Source organism: Campylobacter sp. 110 (assembly GCF_002383965.1).
In the GTDB taxonomy this organism is placed as follows: Bacteria; Campylobacterota; Campylobacteria; order Campylobacterales; family Campylobacteraceae; genus Campylobacter_D; species Campylobacter_D coli.
This window is the reverse complement of record NZ_NXBD01000036.1, coordinates 19,446-34,975: the sequence shown is the minus strand read 5'-3', so window position 1 is coordinate 34,975 and position 15,530 is coordinate 19,446. Positions and strand designations below refer to the sequence as shown.

The 15,530-nt window shown below is 33.8% G+C and carries 14 protein-coding genes; 7 read left to right on the top strand and 7 right to left on the bottom strand.

Annotated elements, in window-relative coordinates:
- Positions 1 to 1,191, bottom strand: coding sequence for a M20 metallopeptidase family protein (locus BGS43_RS04180; protein ID WP_002790059.1), 1,191 nt, complete (start codon positions 1,189 to 1,191; stop codon positions 1 to 3).
- 4 nt (positions 1,192 to 1,195) lie between these two features.
- A complete protein-coding gene (gene ppk2 / locus BGS43_RS04175; RefSeq protein ID WP_002776266.1) occupies positions 1,196 to 2,077 on the bottom strand; it encodes a polyphosphate kinase 2 in 882 nt (293 codons plus the stop codon).
- 94 nt (positions 2,078 to 2,171) lie between these two features.
- Here ppk2 and dsbD point away from each other — a divergent pair, with 94 nt between their 5' ends.
- The 4 genes from dsbD to BGS43_RS04155 all read left to right on the top strand — a co-directional run bounded on the left by dsbD (position 2,172) and on the right by BGS43_RS04155 (position 7,511).
- Entirely contained in the window at positions 2,172 to 3,872 is a 1,701-nt protein-coding gene (gene dsbD / locus BGS43_RS04170; RefSeq protein ID WP_096568921.1) for a protein-disulfide reductase DsbD, read from the top strand.
- Positions 3,869 to 4,537, top strand: a complete 669-nt coding sequence (locus BGS43_RS04165; protein WP_025398800.1) for an MOSC domain-containing protein — start codon at positions 3,869 to 3,871, stop codon at positions 4,535 to 4,537. Before dsbD ends, BGS43_RS04165 begins: the two co-directional genes overlap by 4 nt.
- Before the next feature lie 50 nt (positions 4,538 to 4,587).
- Entirely contained in the window at positions 4,588 to 5,931 is a 1,344-nt protein-coding gene (locus BGS43_RS04160; RefSeq protein ID WP_096568917.1) for a sodium-dependent transporter, read from the top strand.
- Between the two features lie 281 nt (positions 5,932 to 6,212).
- Entirely contained in the window at positions 6,213 to 7,511 is a 1,299-nt protein-coding gene (locus tag BGS43_RS04155) for a major outer membrane protein (protein ID WP_096568914.1), read from the top strand.
- Between the two features lie 136 nt (positions 7,512 to 7,647).
- Here BGS43_RS04155 and dnaJ read toward each other — a convergent pair whose 3' ends face one another.
- Entirely contained in the window at positions 7,648 to 8,772 is a 1,125-nt protein-coding gene (gene dnaJ, locus BGS43_RS04150; RefSeq protein WP_002822701.1) for a molecular chaperone DnaJ, read from the bottom strand.
- A gap of 146 nt (positions 8,773 to 8,918) precedes the next feature.
- Here dnaJ and BGS43_RS04145 point away from each other — a divergent pair, with 146 nt between their 5' ends.
- From BGS43_RS04145 to recR, 3 genes are read left to right on the top strand one after another with little or no spacing between them, the layout of a single operon-like run.
- Positions 8,919 to 9,590 (top strand): response regulator transcription factor, encoded by a 672-nt coding sequence (locus BGS43_RS04145; protein WP_002776259.1) that lies wholly within the window; start codon positions 8,919 to 8,921, stop codon positions 9,588 to 9,590.
- Positions 9,587 to 10,837, top strand: coding sequence for an ArsS family sensor histidine kinase (locus BGS43_RS04140; protein ID WP_002825045.1), 1,251 nt, complete (start codon positions 9,587 to 9,589; stop codon positions 10,835 to 10,837). Before BGS43_RS04145 ends, BGS43_RS04140 begins: the two co-directional genes overlap by 4 nt.
- The gene (gene recR / locus BGS43_RS04135; RefSeq protein WP_002776257.1) at positions 10,827 to 11,402 is read left to right on the top strand and encodes a recombination mediator RecR; all 576 of its coding nucleotides are present in this window, start codon (positions 10,827 to 10,829) and stop codon (positions 11,400 to 11,402) included. The genes BGS43_RS04140 and recR overlap by 11 nt, the downstream gene beginning before the upstream one ends.
- Before the next feature lies 1 nt (position 11,403).
- Here recR and BGS43_RS04130 read toward each other — a convergent pair whose 3' ends face one another.
- Genes BGS43_RS04130 through BGS43_RS04115 form a run of 4 tightly spaced genes read right to left on the bottom strand, consistent with a single transcriptional unit; the run spans position 11,404 to position 15,499 of the window.
- A complete protein-coding gene (locus BGS43_RS04130) occupies positions 11,404 to 11,937 on the bottom strand; it encodes a HyaD/HybD family hydrogenase maturation endopeptidase (protein WP_057981133.1) in 534 nt (177 codons plus the stop codon).
- Positions 11,934 to 12,626: a Ni/Fe-hydrogenase, b-type cytochrome subunit gene (gene cybH, locus BGS43_RS04125; protein ID WP_002825047.1), complete on the bottom strand. Its 693-nt coding sequence runs from the start codon at positions 12,624 to 12,626 to the stop codon at positions 11,934 to 11,936. The genes BGS43_RS04130 and cybH overlap by 4 nt, the downstream gene beginning before the upstream one ends.
- Positions 12,627 to 12,638: 12 nt before the next feature.
- Complete coding sequence (locus BGS43_RS04120; RefSeq protein ID WP_002825048.1) at positions 12,639 to 14,354, bottom strand: nickel-dependent hydrogenase large subunit; 1,716 nt, start codon at positions 14,352 to 14,354, stop codon at positions 12,639 to 12,641.
- Positions 14,355 to 14,359: 5 nt separating this feature from the next.
- Positions 14,360 to 15,499 carry a hydrogenase small subunit gene (locus tag BGS43_RS04115; protein ID WP_002825049.1) on the bottom strand — a complete coding sequence of 380 codons (1,140 nt, stop codon included), beginning with the start codon at positions 15,497 to 15,499 and terminating at the stop codon, positions 14,360 to 14,362.
- Positions 15,500 to 15,530 lie beyond the last annotated feature (31 nt).

Genomic DNA, 15,530 nt, shown 5'->3' with positions numbered 1-15,530 from the left:
TTAAGAATTTAAAAATTCTAAAGCCATCATACTATCGCCTTGCATTAAGACTTTTAAATTTTCATCTTCCCAGCAAAAAGTAGAACTATGGTGCAAGGTAGGATTTTTCAAATCCTTTGAAATACCCACAAAAACATAAGCACCCATTCTTTCACGCGTTAAAAAAGCAAAATCCTCAGCTCCCATATCAGGCTTAGCTACGCTAATGATATTTTGCTCGCCCAATACCTTGCCAAAAGCTTTTCTAGCTATTTTTGCAGCATTTTCATCATTGATTAAAGGAGGATATTCTCTTTTATAATCAAGCTTAAAATCACCCCCAAATTCTAAAGCAACAGCTCTAGCCGTATTTTCTATAGAACTTTGTAAAAGTTTTTGATTTTCATCACTTAAAAAACGCACCGTTCCTTGCAAGATAGCATTTTGTGGGATCACATTAAAGGTTGTCCCCGCATGAAATTTCCCTATGGTGATAACCCCTGCATCCACAGGTCTTAAACGCCTTGAAATGATACATTGTACATCACTGACAAATTTGCTTGCCATTACTATAGGATCGATAGTCGTATGAGGGTGCGCTCCGTGTCCGCCTTTCCCTATAAATTCAAGATCAAAAACATCAACCCCTGCCATCATCTCACCGCTTACAATTTGAGCAGTATTTTCAAGCAAAGGCCCCCACAAATGGCATCCAAAAACTGCATCCACATGAGGATTTTCAAGTATACCTGCTTCTATCATAGGCTTAGCACCCCCGCTTCCTTCTTCAGCAGGCTGAAACATAAATTTAATCGTTCCACTAAATTCATCTCTTAATTCATTTAAGATCAAAACCGCTCCTAAAAGCCCTGCTGTGTGTCCATCGTGACCACATGCATGCATTTTTCCATTGATTTTTGAAGCATAACTAAGATTTGTTTCCTCTTGCACAGGCAAAGCATCCATATCCGCTCTTAAAAGCACGCATTGAGCTTTTTTAGTGCTTGGTTTTCTTCCTTCTATGCTTGCTAAAATTCCTGTTTTAGCTATATTTTTCTCATACTTAATGCCATATTCATCTAAAATTTCACATACCAATCTTGCTGTATTTTCCTCTTCAAATTCAAGTTCAGGGTGCATGTGAATTTGATGTCTTAAATTGACAATTTTTTCATAGTATTTATCACTTAAATTTTTAACGCGTTCTAACATAGTTTTAGTCCAAATCCTTTATTTTTTCATCTGCTTTTTTATTGTCTATTTTTTCCAAATTTGCTTCCATTTTACGAATTTCTTCTTCGCCACTTCTTACTAAATCTTGATCAATCTTTGAAAAATCTCCAATTTTTTTATCCGCATAATCCACTTTTGACAATATAAAACGCAATAAATTAAGCCTTGCTTTTTTCTTATCATCTGAAGAAATGATAGTCCATGGACAGGTTGGGGTATTGGATGCTAAAAGCATGGAATACTTTGCTAAGGTGTATTTATCCCATAATTCTTGAGATTTTTGATCCACAGGAGAAAGTTTGTATTGTTTTAAAGGATCAATGCGGCGTTTTTCAAAGCGTTTTTTTTGCTCCTCTTTAGAAACAGAAAAATAAAATTTAAAAAACATCAAATTGCTATTTGATATCATATTTTCAAACAAAGGCACCTCTCTTAAAAAGTCTTTATGTTGCTGTGGAGTACAAAAACCCATTACAGGCTCTACTCCTGCGCGGTTATACCAAGATCTATCAAAGATCACAATCTCACCCGCAGAAGGCAAATGCGTCACATAGCGTTGAAAATACCACTGCGTTTTTTCAACATCGCTAGGTTTTTCAAGAGCTACCACACGACATCCCCTAGGATTTAAATACTCTATCAAACGCTTTATCGCACCGCCCTTGCCTGCTGCATCGCGTCCTTCTATAAGTATAAGCACTTTTAAACCCTTTGCTTTTACATAATTTTGAAATTTCAAAAGCTCGATTTGTAGATTTTTTAAATCTTTTTCATATTCTATAGTGCTTTTTTTCTTTTTAACAGAAACATAAATTTCATCCTTTTTTGTTTCCTCTTGAATCTTTGCTGGAACTTTTTCTTGCATGAGCAACCTTTATAAAATATTTAAAGCAAATTTACCATAACAAACTATAATTCACATTAAAATCACAAATTTTACATTTAAGCCTAGGATGACAATGCGTTTTATTTTTACACTTTTATTCACTTGTTATTTTTTATTTGCCTCTGTTTTATCTTTAAATGAAGCCTTTGAAGTAAAATCGAGTTTTTATGATAGCGCTGTATCAATCGATATCAAATTAGGAAAAGATATTTATCTTTATTCTAATCAACTTAAACTCTATCTCAATCAAAACGATATCAGCTCTTTAATCAATCTCCCACCTAGCACCCAAAGACTCAATGAAAAAGTGTATTATCAAGATTTAAATCTAGCCTTGCCTAACCTACTACTTGAGCGTTTTGCACAAAATCAAAACAATCAAATCAAACTCCAATTCCAAGGCTGCTCCGAACAAGGCTTATGCTACAATCCTCAAACTTGGTATTTTGATCTAAAACACAAAGATAATAAATTTGAAATTTCAGCCCCTTATAAAGAAAAGCAAAAAACCTTGAGTGCAAAATCCGAAGAAAGTATGATTGCAAATTTCTTAGCCACAGATAATCTTTTTTGGATCTTACTAAGCTTTTTAGGCTATGGACTTTTACTTTCACTTACTCCTTGCATTTTGCCGATGATTCCTATATTATCTTCACTCATCGTAGCTAAAAGCGAAACAAAATTTTCTAAAAAGCATAGCTTCTTTTTATCTTTTATTTATGTATTTTTTATGTCTTTAGCCTATGCTATTGCCGGAGTTATAGCGAGTTTTTTAGGAGCAAGCGTTCAAGGACTTTTGCAAAAACCTAGTGTTTTGATCTTTTTTGCGCTAATTTTTGTATTGCTTGCTTTGGCAATGTTTGAAAGCTTTCGCTTTGAACTGCCTTTAAAATTTCAAAATTTTCTCCACAAAAAAAGTGAAAAAGGCAAAGGAGTGCTAGGTATAGCCATCATGGGCTTTTTATCGGCTCTTATCGTAGGCCCTTGTGTAGCTGCTCCTTTAACCGGTGCTTTGATCTACATAGCCAACACAGGCGATGCACTTTTAGGAGCTAGTGCCCTTTTTATCATGAGCTTTGGCATGGGAATTCCTTTGCTTTTCATTGGTTTAGGTCTTGGCTTTTTAAAGGCGGGAGCTTGGATGCAAAAAGTAAAAATTTTCTTTGGCTTTGTTATGCTAGCTATGGCTATTTGGATACTTTCTCGTATCATTGAAACAAGATATATTTTGATCGCTTTTGGAATTTTGGGCGTATTTTTTAGTGTATTTATGGGAATTTTTGAACAAGCTTTTAACGCGCTGGCTAAGATTAAAAAAAGCTTATTGATTTTGGTTTTGGCTTATTCTTTAAGTATATTTTTAGGCGGAATCTTTGGCGCAAAAAATTTCTTAAATCCTTTGAATTTAAATTCAAATATGCCCTTAAATTCTTCAAAATTAAATTATAATTTTATAAACGATCTTGACACTCTTCAAAAAGAGATTAAAACTAGCACCCGCCCTATCATGTTTAACTTTACAGCATCTTGGTGTGAAAATTGCAAACTCTTAGATGAGCTTACTTTTAGCGACGAAAGAATTCAAGAAAAACTCAAAAATTTTCATTTAATCAAAATTGATCTGACTCAAAACAGCGACAAAGACTTAGAAATTATGAAAGAATTTGGTGTTTTTGGCCCACCGGTTTTGATATTTTTTGAAAAAGGTAAAGAAAATCTTAGAATCACTGGTTTTATCAGTGCACATGATTTGTTACAAAAGTTAGAAAAATGAAACTCAAAAGCTTACAGATAGGACATATCAAAGATTATAAAGGCTTTAAAAGTGCTTTTATAAAAGATCTTTATTTAGAAGAAGTAGATATCAATTCTTTAGGTATTCTTAACGATAACATAGCCGATACAAAACATCACGGCGGAAAAAATAAAGCCTTATTTGCAAATTCTTATCATAACTACGCCCATTGGGAAAATTTTCTTGGAAAAAAACTTGCATGCGGTATGATGGGAGAAAATTTAACCCTTGAAAATTTACACGAACAAAATGTTTGCATAGGTGATATACACCGATTTGAAGATACTATCTTGCAAGTAAGCGAACCGCGCAAACCTTGTGTTAAAATTTCAAAAGTCCATCAAAATCCAAATTTCACACAAGAAATTTTTAAAACAGGATTAAGTGGGTGGTATTATCGTGTTTTAGAGGGTAAAAAAATCCATGTTCATTCTAAAATCGAGCTTATAGAAAAAAATCCTATAAATTTAAGCGTCTTAGAACTTAATCATTTGTTTTACAATCCTCATCAAGCACTCAAACAAAATCCAAGCTTGCTTGAAAAATTAAGCAAACTCGATACACTGATTTCACAAAATTGGCACGAAACTATACAAAAACGCTTAAAAAATACCTATGATTTAGACTATATGCAAAATTTATAATTTTTTAAAGTATTCTTAGGCTACAATTTAATTTTTTTGAAAGGATAAGCATGCAAAGACAAACATGGAGTAGCACTCTTACTTATATTTTAACCGTCGCAGGAGCAACCATAGGTTTTGGTGCGACTTGGCGTTTTCCCTATCTTGTAGGAGAAAATGGGGGTGGTGCTTATGTTTTAGTATTTTGCGTAGCAATGATACTCATTGGTATCCCTGTTATCTTAGCTGAAAATGTCATCGGTAGAAAATCCATGACAAACAGCGTCGACGCTTTTAAGGGCAAATGGAAATTTGTAGGCTATATGGGGCTTTTGGGTAGTTTTGGTATCATGGCTTATTATATGGTTTTAGGTGGTTGGGTTTTTGTCTATGTTTTTGAGTTAATCATAGGAAATTTCGATCTTTCTCACACTGTAACCAAAGATTTTACTGAGCAGTTTTTTAATGAAAAAATTTCTTTCAATCCTTTAGGCGTAGGAATTTTTACTACACTTTTTGTTCTTATTAATTATATCATTTTAAGGCGTGGCATTATAGATGGTATAGAAAAATCGGTTAAATTTTTAATGCCTTTGCTTTTCATTTGTCTTATGCTTGTTGTAGGACGCAATTTAAGCCTTGAGGGTGCTATAAATGGTGTAAAATTTTATCTTACACCTGATTTTGACAAAATTCTATCCCCAAAACTACTCATCGATGTTCTAGGACAAGTCTTTTTTGCACTTTCTCTGGGTTTTGGCGTGATGATAACTCTTTCATCTCATCTTAGCAAAAATGAAAACATGGCAAAAACCGCCATTTATACAGGAGTTTTAAACACTCTTATCGCCGTACTAGCAGGCTTTATGATCTTTCCTGCACTTTTTGCAGCAGGACTCGAGCCCGATAAAGGACCTTCTTTGGTATTTCAAACCCTACCTATTGCATTTTCTCATATCCACTTTGGGACTATCATTTGCATTTTATTTTTTATACTTTTACTCATCGCTGCATTAACGACAAGTTTACCTATATATCAAGTTATCATCAGTGTTTTAGAAGAAAAATTCAAACTTTCTAAAAAAACAGCTATTAATTTAACCCTAGGTTCGATTTTCATACTAGGAAACATTCCTTGTATACTCACTTATGGACCTTGGAGAAATATCACTCTTATCAAAGGGAAAAATATTTTTGATAGTTTTGATTTTATCAGCGGAAATATCTTATTTGTTTTAACAGCCTTTTTTTGCTGCATTTATGTGGGCTGGGTTCTTGGCAAAGAGCAAAGCATAAAAGAGCTTAGCAATGAAGGTAAATTAAAAAGCATGGGATTTAAAATTTGGTTTTATTATATTAAATTCATCATACCTTTGATCATTTTTGCGATTTTCATTTATGGAATTGCGAATTAATTTTTTATAAATATAAACATAAGAGAATTAAATTTTCATCTTTTATGTTTGATTACTTCTCATTTACTTTTAAGACTTATACTTCCAAATGAACCGAAAACATTCATAAGAAAAACTCCTTAATATAGGCCTAGTAAATACCAAGCTAGGCCTATTTTTATTATATTTTCCACTCTAAAAATTTAGAATTTTTATTATTTTAAGTGCTTTTTAAGAAAAAACTATAGATTTATGTGCTACAATTACAGCGTTTTATTTAATTTTAAACAAGGAGAATTCTCATGAAACTAGTTAAACTTAGTTTAGTAGCAGCTCTTGCTGCAAGTGCTTTCTCAGTGGCTAACGCTACTCCACTTGAAGAAGCGATCAAAGATATCGATGTATCAGGTGTTTTAAGATACAGATACGATACAGGTAGATTTAGTAAAGATTTTGGTGATGGTACAAACAACACAATATCAACTGGTAACCTAAACGGCAGCAAACAAGAACACAAATACAGAGCTCAAGTTAACTTCAGCGGTGCTATAGCAGACAACTTCAAAGCTTTCGTTCAACTTGACTATAATGCAAAAGATGGTGGTTATGGAGCTGATAGTATTAGCAATACAAAAACTTCTTTAAATGTTCGCCAATTATACCTAACTTACACAGATGAAAATGTAGCTACAAGTGTAATCCTAGGTAAACAACAACTTAACACTATCTGGACTGACAATGCAATCGATGGTTTAGTAGGAACAGGTATCAAAGTAGTAAACAACAGCATTGATGGTTTAACTCTAGCTGCTTTTGCTATTGACAGTGTAAACACTGATGAGCAAGGTGAGGGTATAGAAAAACCTAGCAATAGCCGTAAGTCTGATGAAAACTCTCCATATTTAGATTGGAGCCAAAATATTTATGGTGCTGCAGCTATTGGCTCTTATGAAGTCTTAGGTGGACAATACAACCCACAATTATGGTTAGCTTATATGACTGACAATGCTTTCTTATATGCCTTAGATGCAACTTATAGTACCACTATCTTTGATGGAATCAACTGGACACTTGAAGGTGCCTACCTAGGAAACTCAGTAGATAATAAACTTAAAAAAGAACAAGGTACAGCAAGTGGAAATTTCTTTGCTTTAAGAGGCACTGTTGAAGTAAATGGTTGGGATGCAACTCTTGGTGGTTTATACTACGGTAAAAAAGATAAAGTTACTGTAACTGTATTAGAAGATCAAGGAAATATCGACTCTTTACTTGCAGGTGAGGAAATTTTCTATACAGAGGGCTCTCGACTTCATGGTAGCCAAGGTAGAAATATCTTCGGTTATGTTAAAGCAGGTTATACTTTCAACGAAACAGTTCGTGTAGGTGCTGATTTCGTATACGGTGGAACCAAAACAGAAAGCAATAGGAATACTTCTTATATAGGTGGCGGAGATAAACTTGAAGCAGTTGCAAGAGTAAGCTATAAATACTCTCCAAAACTTAACTTCTCAGCATGGTATTCTTATGTAAATATTGATAGTGACAATAATGGAGAAGGTGATCACAACACTGTAAGACTTCAAGCTCTTTACAAATTCTAAGAAGCTCTAAAGTCTATCGAGGTGGAGTTTTACTCCACCTTTTTTTATGTCTTCTTTTTAAAACTTAAATTTATATAAAATATCTTTCTAGCTTAAGTTCAAAGAAATTTTCCCAAGCTAAAAAGCTTGAAGAAAATTAAGATTTAAACCAATGGGTTATTTTTTCAAACAATCCTTTTTGCTCATGGTGCATACCATCTTTTATCCCGAAACTTTCACTGAGTTTTTCTAAAAGTTCTTTTTGCTCATCATTGAGTGAATTTGGAAATTTGATAGCAATTTGCACGATTTGATTGCCTATGCGAGAACTATGCACATCTTTTACTCCCTCTCTTTCAAGTACAAATCTTTGCCCATCTTTTGCACCCTTTGGCAAATTTAAAGTCGCCTCCCCTCGTATGGTAGGCACCTTTATACTTTGTCCTAATATGGCTTGAGTAAAAAATACTGGAAATTCTATATAAATATCCTCATCATCTCTTATAAAAGTATCATCCTTTTCAACGATAACTTTAACATACAAATCCCCTCTATTGCCACTTTTACTAAGATTGCCTTTAGCTGCAACTCTTAAATTCATGCCATTGTCTATACCTTCAGGGATGTTTACTTCTACACTATCCTTAAGCTCTTCATAGCCCCTACCCTTACAATCTTTACATTTCTCACTTGCACTTTCTCCACTCCCCTTACAATCAGGACAAGTTTGCGCAAAAGTGATAAAACCTTGAGAAATTCCTACTTGTCCCCTGCCCTTACATTTTGGACAAGTTTGAAGTTTTCCATCCTTAGCTCCTGTTCCGCTACAAGTTTTACATGAAGATTTGTAAGTAAAATCTATATTTTTTTTACAGCCAAATACCGCTTCTTTAAAACTAAGTTTTAAATTTACTACAAGTTCAGCTTGAAATTTTTCATCACTTGATTTTTTGCGGCGTTGCGATGCTCCACTAAAACCGCCACCAAAAATACTAGAAAAAATATCACCCAAATCCTCAAAGCCACCAAAACCTGCTCCCCCTGATCCAAAGCCACCGCCTTTTAAAGCATCTTTGCCATATCTATCATAAATAGCGCGTTTTTCTTCATTGCTTAAAACTTCATAAGCTTCATTTACAAGCTTGAATTTATCTTCGGCTTCTTTATCTCCTTGATTTCTATCGGGGTGGTATTTTAAAGCCATTTTTCTATAAGCTTTTTTAATGGTATCTTTATCAGCACTTTGAGTAATTTCTAAAATTTCATAGTAGCTTAACTCCATATTTTTCCTTTAAATAATAAAATATTTATAAAATTTGTAAAAATAAAAAATATAATTTTAGCAAAAATAAACTCAATAATTTATCAAAATTTAAATAAAATTATGTAAATATATAAATCTTACCATAAATAATAAAGGATAACAAAATGATTAATGTGTTGATGATAGAAGATGATCCTGATTTTGCCCAATTATTGTCAGAATATTTAACTCAGTTTAATATCAAAATCACAAATTTTGAAAATCCTAAAGAAGCTTTAAATGTAGGTATACAAGGCTATGATTGTTTAATTTTAGATTTAACCTTACCTGGAATTGATGGCCTTGAAGTTTGTAGAGAAATCAGACAAAAATACAATATTCCTATCATCATTTCATCTGCTAGAGGAGATTTAAGCGATAAGGTTGTAGGGCTCCAAATTGGCGCGGATGATTATTTACCAAAACCTTACGATCCAAAAGAAATGCACGCAAGAATCATGAGTCTTATTCGTCGCACAAAAAGAGCTGAAAATACCAACAATGAAAATATCAATTCAGCTTTTAAAATCGATGAAAGAAAACACGAAATCACTTATCAAAACAAAGTCTTAACTCTAACCCCTGCGGAATATGAAATTTTAGAATATCTCATCCAGCAACACGGCTATAGTGTATCTAGAGAACAGCTTGTAAGTCGCTGTAAAAATCTTAAAGATAAAGATTCTAAAAGCCTTGATGTTATCATCGGTCGCTTAAGAACTAAGATAAATGATAGCTCTAAAGCTCCAAAACATATATTTTCAGTTAGAGGTATAGGATATAAACTTATAGGATGACTAGAAATTATTCTATTTATACCAAACTTGTTATTTTATTTGTTGTAACTTTCTTTTTGGTTTGCGTTTTATTTATCGTGCTTTTAAAAATAGAAAGCAATACCTACAGCGAAGAAGAAGGTTTTAAACAAGAAAGTTTTATAAAAAATATCATCAATTCTTATGGCAATGCTTCTGGAGTGGATATAGGAGCTCATCTTAACAATAGTGGCTTTGTTGCTATACAAAATGATTATTTTGTAAAAATCGCAAGACTAGAAGGACAAAGCCTTTTTCGCGCAGGAAATGGAGAAAATGCCTGCACTCTCACCTCTTTAAAATATCAAAACAAACTCTATCTTGATGTCCAATGCAAAGACTTTAGCGCTTTATTTGAAGAAGATACTAACAATAGAGTTTATAATCTTTTGTTGATAGGCTTTTTCTTTTTTTCTTTTTTGGTTGTTTTTATGTATTTTTCAGTATTAAAATCCCTTGAACCACTTAAAAAATTAAGAAGACAAGTCGCAGAAGTGGCTAATGGTGGAAAGCCTGATTTTGAAAATTATCAGCAAGATGAAGTAGGTAAAATAGCCCTTGAATTTCAAAAAGCTTTTAAGAAAAATCAAGAACTCATACAATCAAGACAACTTTTTCTACGCACCATCATGCATGAGCTTAAAACGCCTATTGGAAAAGGTAGGATTATATCTGAAATGCTGCAAGAAGAAAAGCAAAAAGAAAGATTGATCGATATTTTTTTAAGAATGGATTCGTTGATTAATGAATTTGCTAAAATTGAAAACCTTTTTTCAAAAAACTACAATCTTCAGTTTAAACCTGTGCATTTTAGTATCATACTCAATGAAGCTAAAGATTATTTAATGCGTGATGATTTTAATAAAGTCGTCAAGCTCAATTTAAAACACGATGCCTTGATTAATGTAGATATGGAAATTTTTCCTTTGATTTTAAAAAATCTCATTGATAATGCTTTAAAATATTCTAGCAATGGAACTTGTGAGCTTTATTGCTGTAAAGAATGTTTTGTGATAAAAAATCCTGGCAATCCATTAAGAGAACCTATAGAGCATTATTTTGAGGCTTTTACACGCGAACCATATCAGAAAGTCAAAGGTATGGGCTTAGGACTTTATATCGTTTTTGAAGTATGCAAACTGCATAATTTTGATATTATTTATTTTTACGAAGAAGGCAAGCATTGTTTTAAAATTTTTTTCGGAGTAAAAACAAACAATGACGCATAAGGGTATAGAAAAATTTAACGAACTTGTAGAAAGTTTTGCAAAATTACCCACTATCGGTAAAAAAACTGCTATTCGCCTTGCTTATCATATTTGCACAGGAAATCAACTCGAAGGTATGAAACTCGCACACAATATAGAAAATGCTATACGCTTTATAAAACCCTGTCAACAATGCGGGTCTTTAAGCGAAAACGAACTTTGTGAAATTTGCACCGATGATGAAAGGGATAAAAATTGCTTATGTATAGTGCAAAGCCCTAAAGATGTTTTGGTTATAGAAGAGAGTAAAAGTTATGGGGGCTTGTATTTTGTTTTAGATGAATTAAACGATGAAAAGCTTGCTCAATTAAGACAAATGATACTAAAATTACAAAGCAAAGAACTCATTTTTGCTTTCACTCATAATCTAAATTCCGATGCAATGATTTTTTATATAGAAGATAGGCTTAAAGATTTAAATTTACAATTTAGCAAAATCGCACAAGGTATTCCAAGTGGAGTAAATTTAGAAAATGTTGACTTTATATCTCTAAACAAAGCCATCAATTTTCGCACCAAAGTTTAAATCAGTTTTTGTAAGAAATGTCAGATAATTCCTGCAAAGAATGATTTGCTATTTTTTCATAACTAAAACCCTCTTTAGTTAAATACTCAAGCAAAATTTTTTCCATAATTTCACCCGCGCTAACAATCTCTTGCGATAAAGTAAAACTCATAGGCTTAATACGCTTTGGAACACAAGCTAAAATTTGTGTATGGGGCAAATCTCCCATTAATTCCATATATTGTAAGGTTTGAAGCATTTCTATTTCGTGCGCACTACCACTCCAATTGATCTTTTTAGGCATTGCATCATAAGGAAAGAAAAATACATCGCCGATTTTTGAATCATCTGCATCTATACAATCAAGCACTATCATCTTATCATACTCTGCGATAATATAGCTAAGTTGCAAGGCCAAGGTGCCTCCATCGACAAAATCTAAGCTGTGATTTGAATGAGTGAATTTATAATTTTTTTCTAAAAGTTTGCAAAGATGAACGCCTATGCCTTCATCTGCAAACATAATATTTCCTATACCAAGGACAAGAAATTTCAATTTTTCTCTTCTTTAACAAATTTATAACCGCTAACTATAGCATCAATCGCTCCATCTTTACCTTTGATCGCATTGAAAAATGCCATGTAGATATGAACGGGTACGAAGATTAAAATAACCCACATTAAAATTCTATGATAAGTTCTAACATCAGCCAAACCTCCAAGCGCGGCTTCCAAAGGTCTTAACACTTCATACAACAATCCTCCCAAACCCTCATGGTAAGTATGAGTATAAAGAATCAATCCTGTTAAAATAATCCCCACCATAACAATATAGAAAAATATATAGGTTACAAACTGCAAAGGATTATAAACACCTTTTAGATATGGATGCTTACCTAAAAATAGATAAAATTTAATCTGCTCTATCCATAATTTTGGATTAAGTGCATCTACTATGCTGATACGCTCTTTACGACTTATCCTATCAAAAAAGAAAAGATAAACTTTAAAAATCACACAAGCAATCAAAACAAAACCGACGGCTTGATGCACCATTCTGTATTTTGCTTGCATGAAATTAACTGGCTCACCATTGCTTATAGGATTTTGAAAAACATAAGAAAGATAATATCCTGTTATAACCAAAACCACTATAGCAAAAGCTCTTACCCAATGTGTTAAACGCAAACCTATGCTAAATTCATATTCAGCCTTTCTTTGCAATTTTTCTTCTTTATTTTGCATAAAAGCCCCTTTTTATAAACTCGCGTTTACTTTGTATTCGCTTAGATTATTTCCCTTAGTATCCATTACATGCACCGCACAAGCAATACAAGGATCATAAGAGTGAATTTTTCTAATGATTTCAAGTGGTTGTTTTACATCAGCAATTTTTAATCCTATCAAACATTGCTCATAACTTCCGCCCACACCATTAGCATCTTTTGGACTTGCATTCCAAGTAGAAGGAACAACTGCTTGCCAATTTTCTATCACTCCGTTTTTAATCCTACACCAATGACTTAGCGTTCCGCGTGGCACATGCCCCATATAGCGTCCTTTGTACTCTTTAGAATTATCGATCACATAAGGCGCACAAGTACTCTCATCTACTTTTAAATTTTCTACTAAATTACGGAAGGCTTTTAAAGCATTATTAGCCACAATTTTTGCTTCCAAACAACGCGCAGCAGTTCTTCCAAGAGTGCTAAATACAGCATTTAAAGGAAGTCCTGTTTCTTTTAAAAACTCATCTACCACAGGAACAACATTCTGATTACCCTTAGCATAATTTACAACGATATTAGCCAAAGGTCCTACTTGCATAGGATTTCCTTCATAGCGTGGAGCCTTAATCCAGCTATATTTACCCTTAGTATCAAATACCTTAGAATGCACTGTATTTCCATGATGATCTACACTTTCACCCTCTACAAGCCCTGTATAATTTGGATTTGTTTTACCATCATAAGGATGCAAAGGCTCATTATCTGCATACCAAGAATGAGTCGCTTCTTCAGTGATCTTATCTTCTTCTACTTCATATACCTTGCTTAAATCGCCATTTTTGATGATTCCGCTTTCAAATAGCCACTCATCTCTACCAAGCTGGAATTCTTGGAAAGTGTAAAGATTGTTTACCCCAATATCATTTAGCACACTAGGTTCATTTGCATAAGCTTTTCCTGCCATAACAAGATCAGGATAATACGCACGATTAACAAAGTCTTGCACTTCTTTGAATTTTTCCATATATTCACCCATTCTAGCAGGGCTTAGCAAATCCATAACACAAGTTACACCGCCCACAGTTAAGCTTTGTGGATGAGGATTTTTAGCACCAAAAATAGCCATACATTGAGCTATGATTCTTTGAATTCTTAAACACTCTAAATAATGCGATAAAACGATCAAATTTTGCTCTGGAGTTAAGCGATAAGTAGGATGACCATAATAAGCATTTGCAAAAGGTCCTAAATTTCCTTTATCTACAAAAGTTTTAAGTCTTTGTTGCACTTCAAGAAGTTTATCTGCTCCTGTTGCATAAGGCATTGAAGTATATTTAAAAGCTTCATCACTTGCTTTTTTAACATCAGCACTTAAAGCACTTACAACATCTGCCCAATCAAGTCCATGGAGTTGATAAAAATGCACGATATGATCGTGTAAGAAAAGCGCTGCATTCATTAAAGTTCTTGTTAAAAGTGCATTTAAAGGCGGGGTAATACCCAAAGCATTTTCAACCGCAACTATACCCGCTTTATAGTGAGAAAAAGTACAAACACCGCAAATTCTCTGTGTCATAAAACCCGCATCTCTTGGATCGCGTCCTTTAACAATGGTTTCAATACCACGCCATAAAGTAGAACCTGCATAAGCTTCTTTAACCACATTGTTATCATCAACAACAACTTCAACCCTTAAGTGTCCTTCTATTCTTGTAATTGGATCTACTATTATCTTTTGACTCATGTATTTTATTCCTCATTCTTTTTCATGGATGCGATCACCGCATGCGCTGCGATAGCAACGCCTGTGAGTGTAAGCACACCTATACCGATTTTATCTGAAACACTATCCGCACCCAAACCAAAAACAGTATCAAATTTACGACTAGCCATAGGCTCTTCAAAAGGTCCCATAGTATCCCAAAAATTTGGCTCAGAACAACCTATACAGCCATGTCCTGCTTGGATAGGCCAAGAAGTGTGCTGGTTAAATCTCTCTCTTGAGCAGTTATTAAAAGTATAAGGTCCTTTACAACCTACTTTATAAAGACAATAACCATTTTTTGCACCCTCATCGCCAAAGTTTTGTACAAATTCACCCGCATCAAAATGTCCGCGTCTTTCACAAAGATCATGAATTCTTAAACCATAAGCCCATTTTGGTCTATTATAAACATCAAGCGCAGGTAACTCACCAAAAAGAAGATAATGTAAAACATTTCCTACTATGTTTTTTTCACTTGGCGGACAACCTGGCACGTTGATAACAGTTTTGCTTGTGACTTTGCTTAAAGGCTGTGCATTGCTTGGATTTGGTCTTGCAGCTTGAATTCCGCCAAAGCTCGAACAGGTTCCTATCGCAAAAATCGCCAAAGCATTTTCACTCGCTACTTTAGAAAGCTCATATCCACTCTTTCCATGTGGCCCTATGGTTAAAAAATTCTCTGTATCTCCCATAGGGATACCACCTTCAACCATTAAAATATACTTGTTTTTATATTTTTCAATGGCACTTTCTAAATTTTCTTCAGCCTGCCAACCCGCTGCAGCCATAACGGTTTCATGGTATTCTAAAGAAATATAATCAAATATTAAGCTATCAATCGTTGGAGTATCACTTCTTAATAAACTCTCGCTACAACCCGTACATTCAGCCATATGAAGCCAAATCACAGGAAGTCTATCTGCAAGTTCTGCAGCTTTTGCCACCATAGGGGTAAAACTCGCTGGCAATGCTAAAAATGCTGTCATCGCCCCTGCCCATTTCATAAAATCTCTTCTAGTAAAGCCAGATCTTTCCAAAGCTTTTGGTATAGAATTTTCAGGATTTAAAGAAGGAAGTTTCTCAAGTGCGCTTAAACGGGACTCTATTTGATTATAATCAATCATTGAAATTCCTTAATTAATGTAATTTGTTCCA

Coding starts and splice junctions, on each gene's coding strand:
- dsbD (WP_096568921.1), top strand. CDS start 2,172: ATGCGTTTTATTTTTACACTTTTATTCACTTGTTATTTTTTATTTGCC.
- cybH (WP_002825047.1), bottom strand. CDS start 12,626: ATGCAAAATAAAGAAGAAAAATTGCAAAGAAAGGCTGAATATGAATTT.
- BGS43_RS04115 (WP_002825049.1), bottom strand. CDS start 15,499: ATGATTGATTATAATCAAATAGAGTCCCGTTTAAGCGCACTTGAGAAA.
- BGS43_RS04165 (WP_025398800.1), top strand. CDS start 3,869: ATGAAACTCAAAAGCTTACAGATAGGACATATCAAAGATTATAAAGGC.
- BGS43_RS04160 (WP_096568917.1), top strand. CDS start 4,588: ATGCAAAGACAAACATGGAGTAGCACTCTTACTTATATTTTAACCGTC.
- recR (WP_002776257.1), top strand. CDS start 10,827: ATGACGCATAAGGGTATAGAAAAATTTAACGAACTTGTAGAAAGTTTT.
- BGS43_RS04155 (WP_096568914.1), top strand. CDS start 6,213: ATGAAACTAGTTAAACTTAGTTTAGTAGCAGCTCTTGCTGCAAGTGCT.
- BGS43_RS04140 (WP_002825045.1), top strand. CDS start 9,587: ATGACTAGAAATTATTCTATTTATACCAAACTTGTTATTTTATTTGTT.
- dnaJ (WP_002822701.1), bottom strand. CDS start 8,772: ATGGAGTTAAGCTACTATGAAATTTTAGAAATTACTCAAAGTGCTGAT.
- BGS43_RS04120 (WP_002825048.1), bottom strand. CDS start 14,354: ATGAGTCAAAAGATAATAGTAGATCCAATTACAAGAATAGAAGGACAC.
- ppk2 (WP_002776266.1), bottom strand. CDS start 2,077: ATGCAAGAAAAAGTTCCAGCAAAGATTCAAGAGGAAACAAAAAAGGAT.
- BGS43_RS04180 (WP_002790059.1), bottom strand. CDS start 1,191: ATGTTAGAACGCGTTAAAAATTTAAGTGATAAATACTATGAAAAAATT.
- BGS43_RS04145 (WP_002776259.1), top strand. CDS start 8,919: ATGATTAATGTGTTGATGATAGAAGATGATCCTGATTTTGCCCAATTA.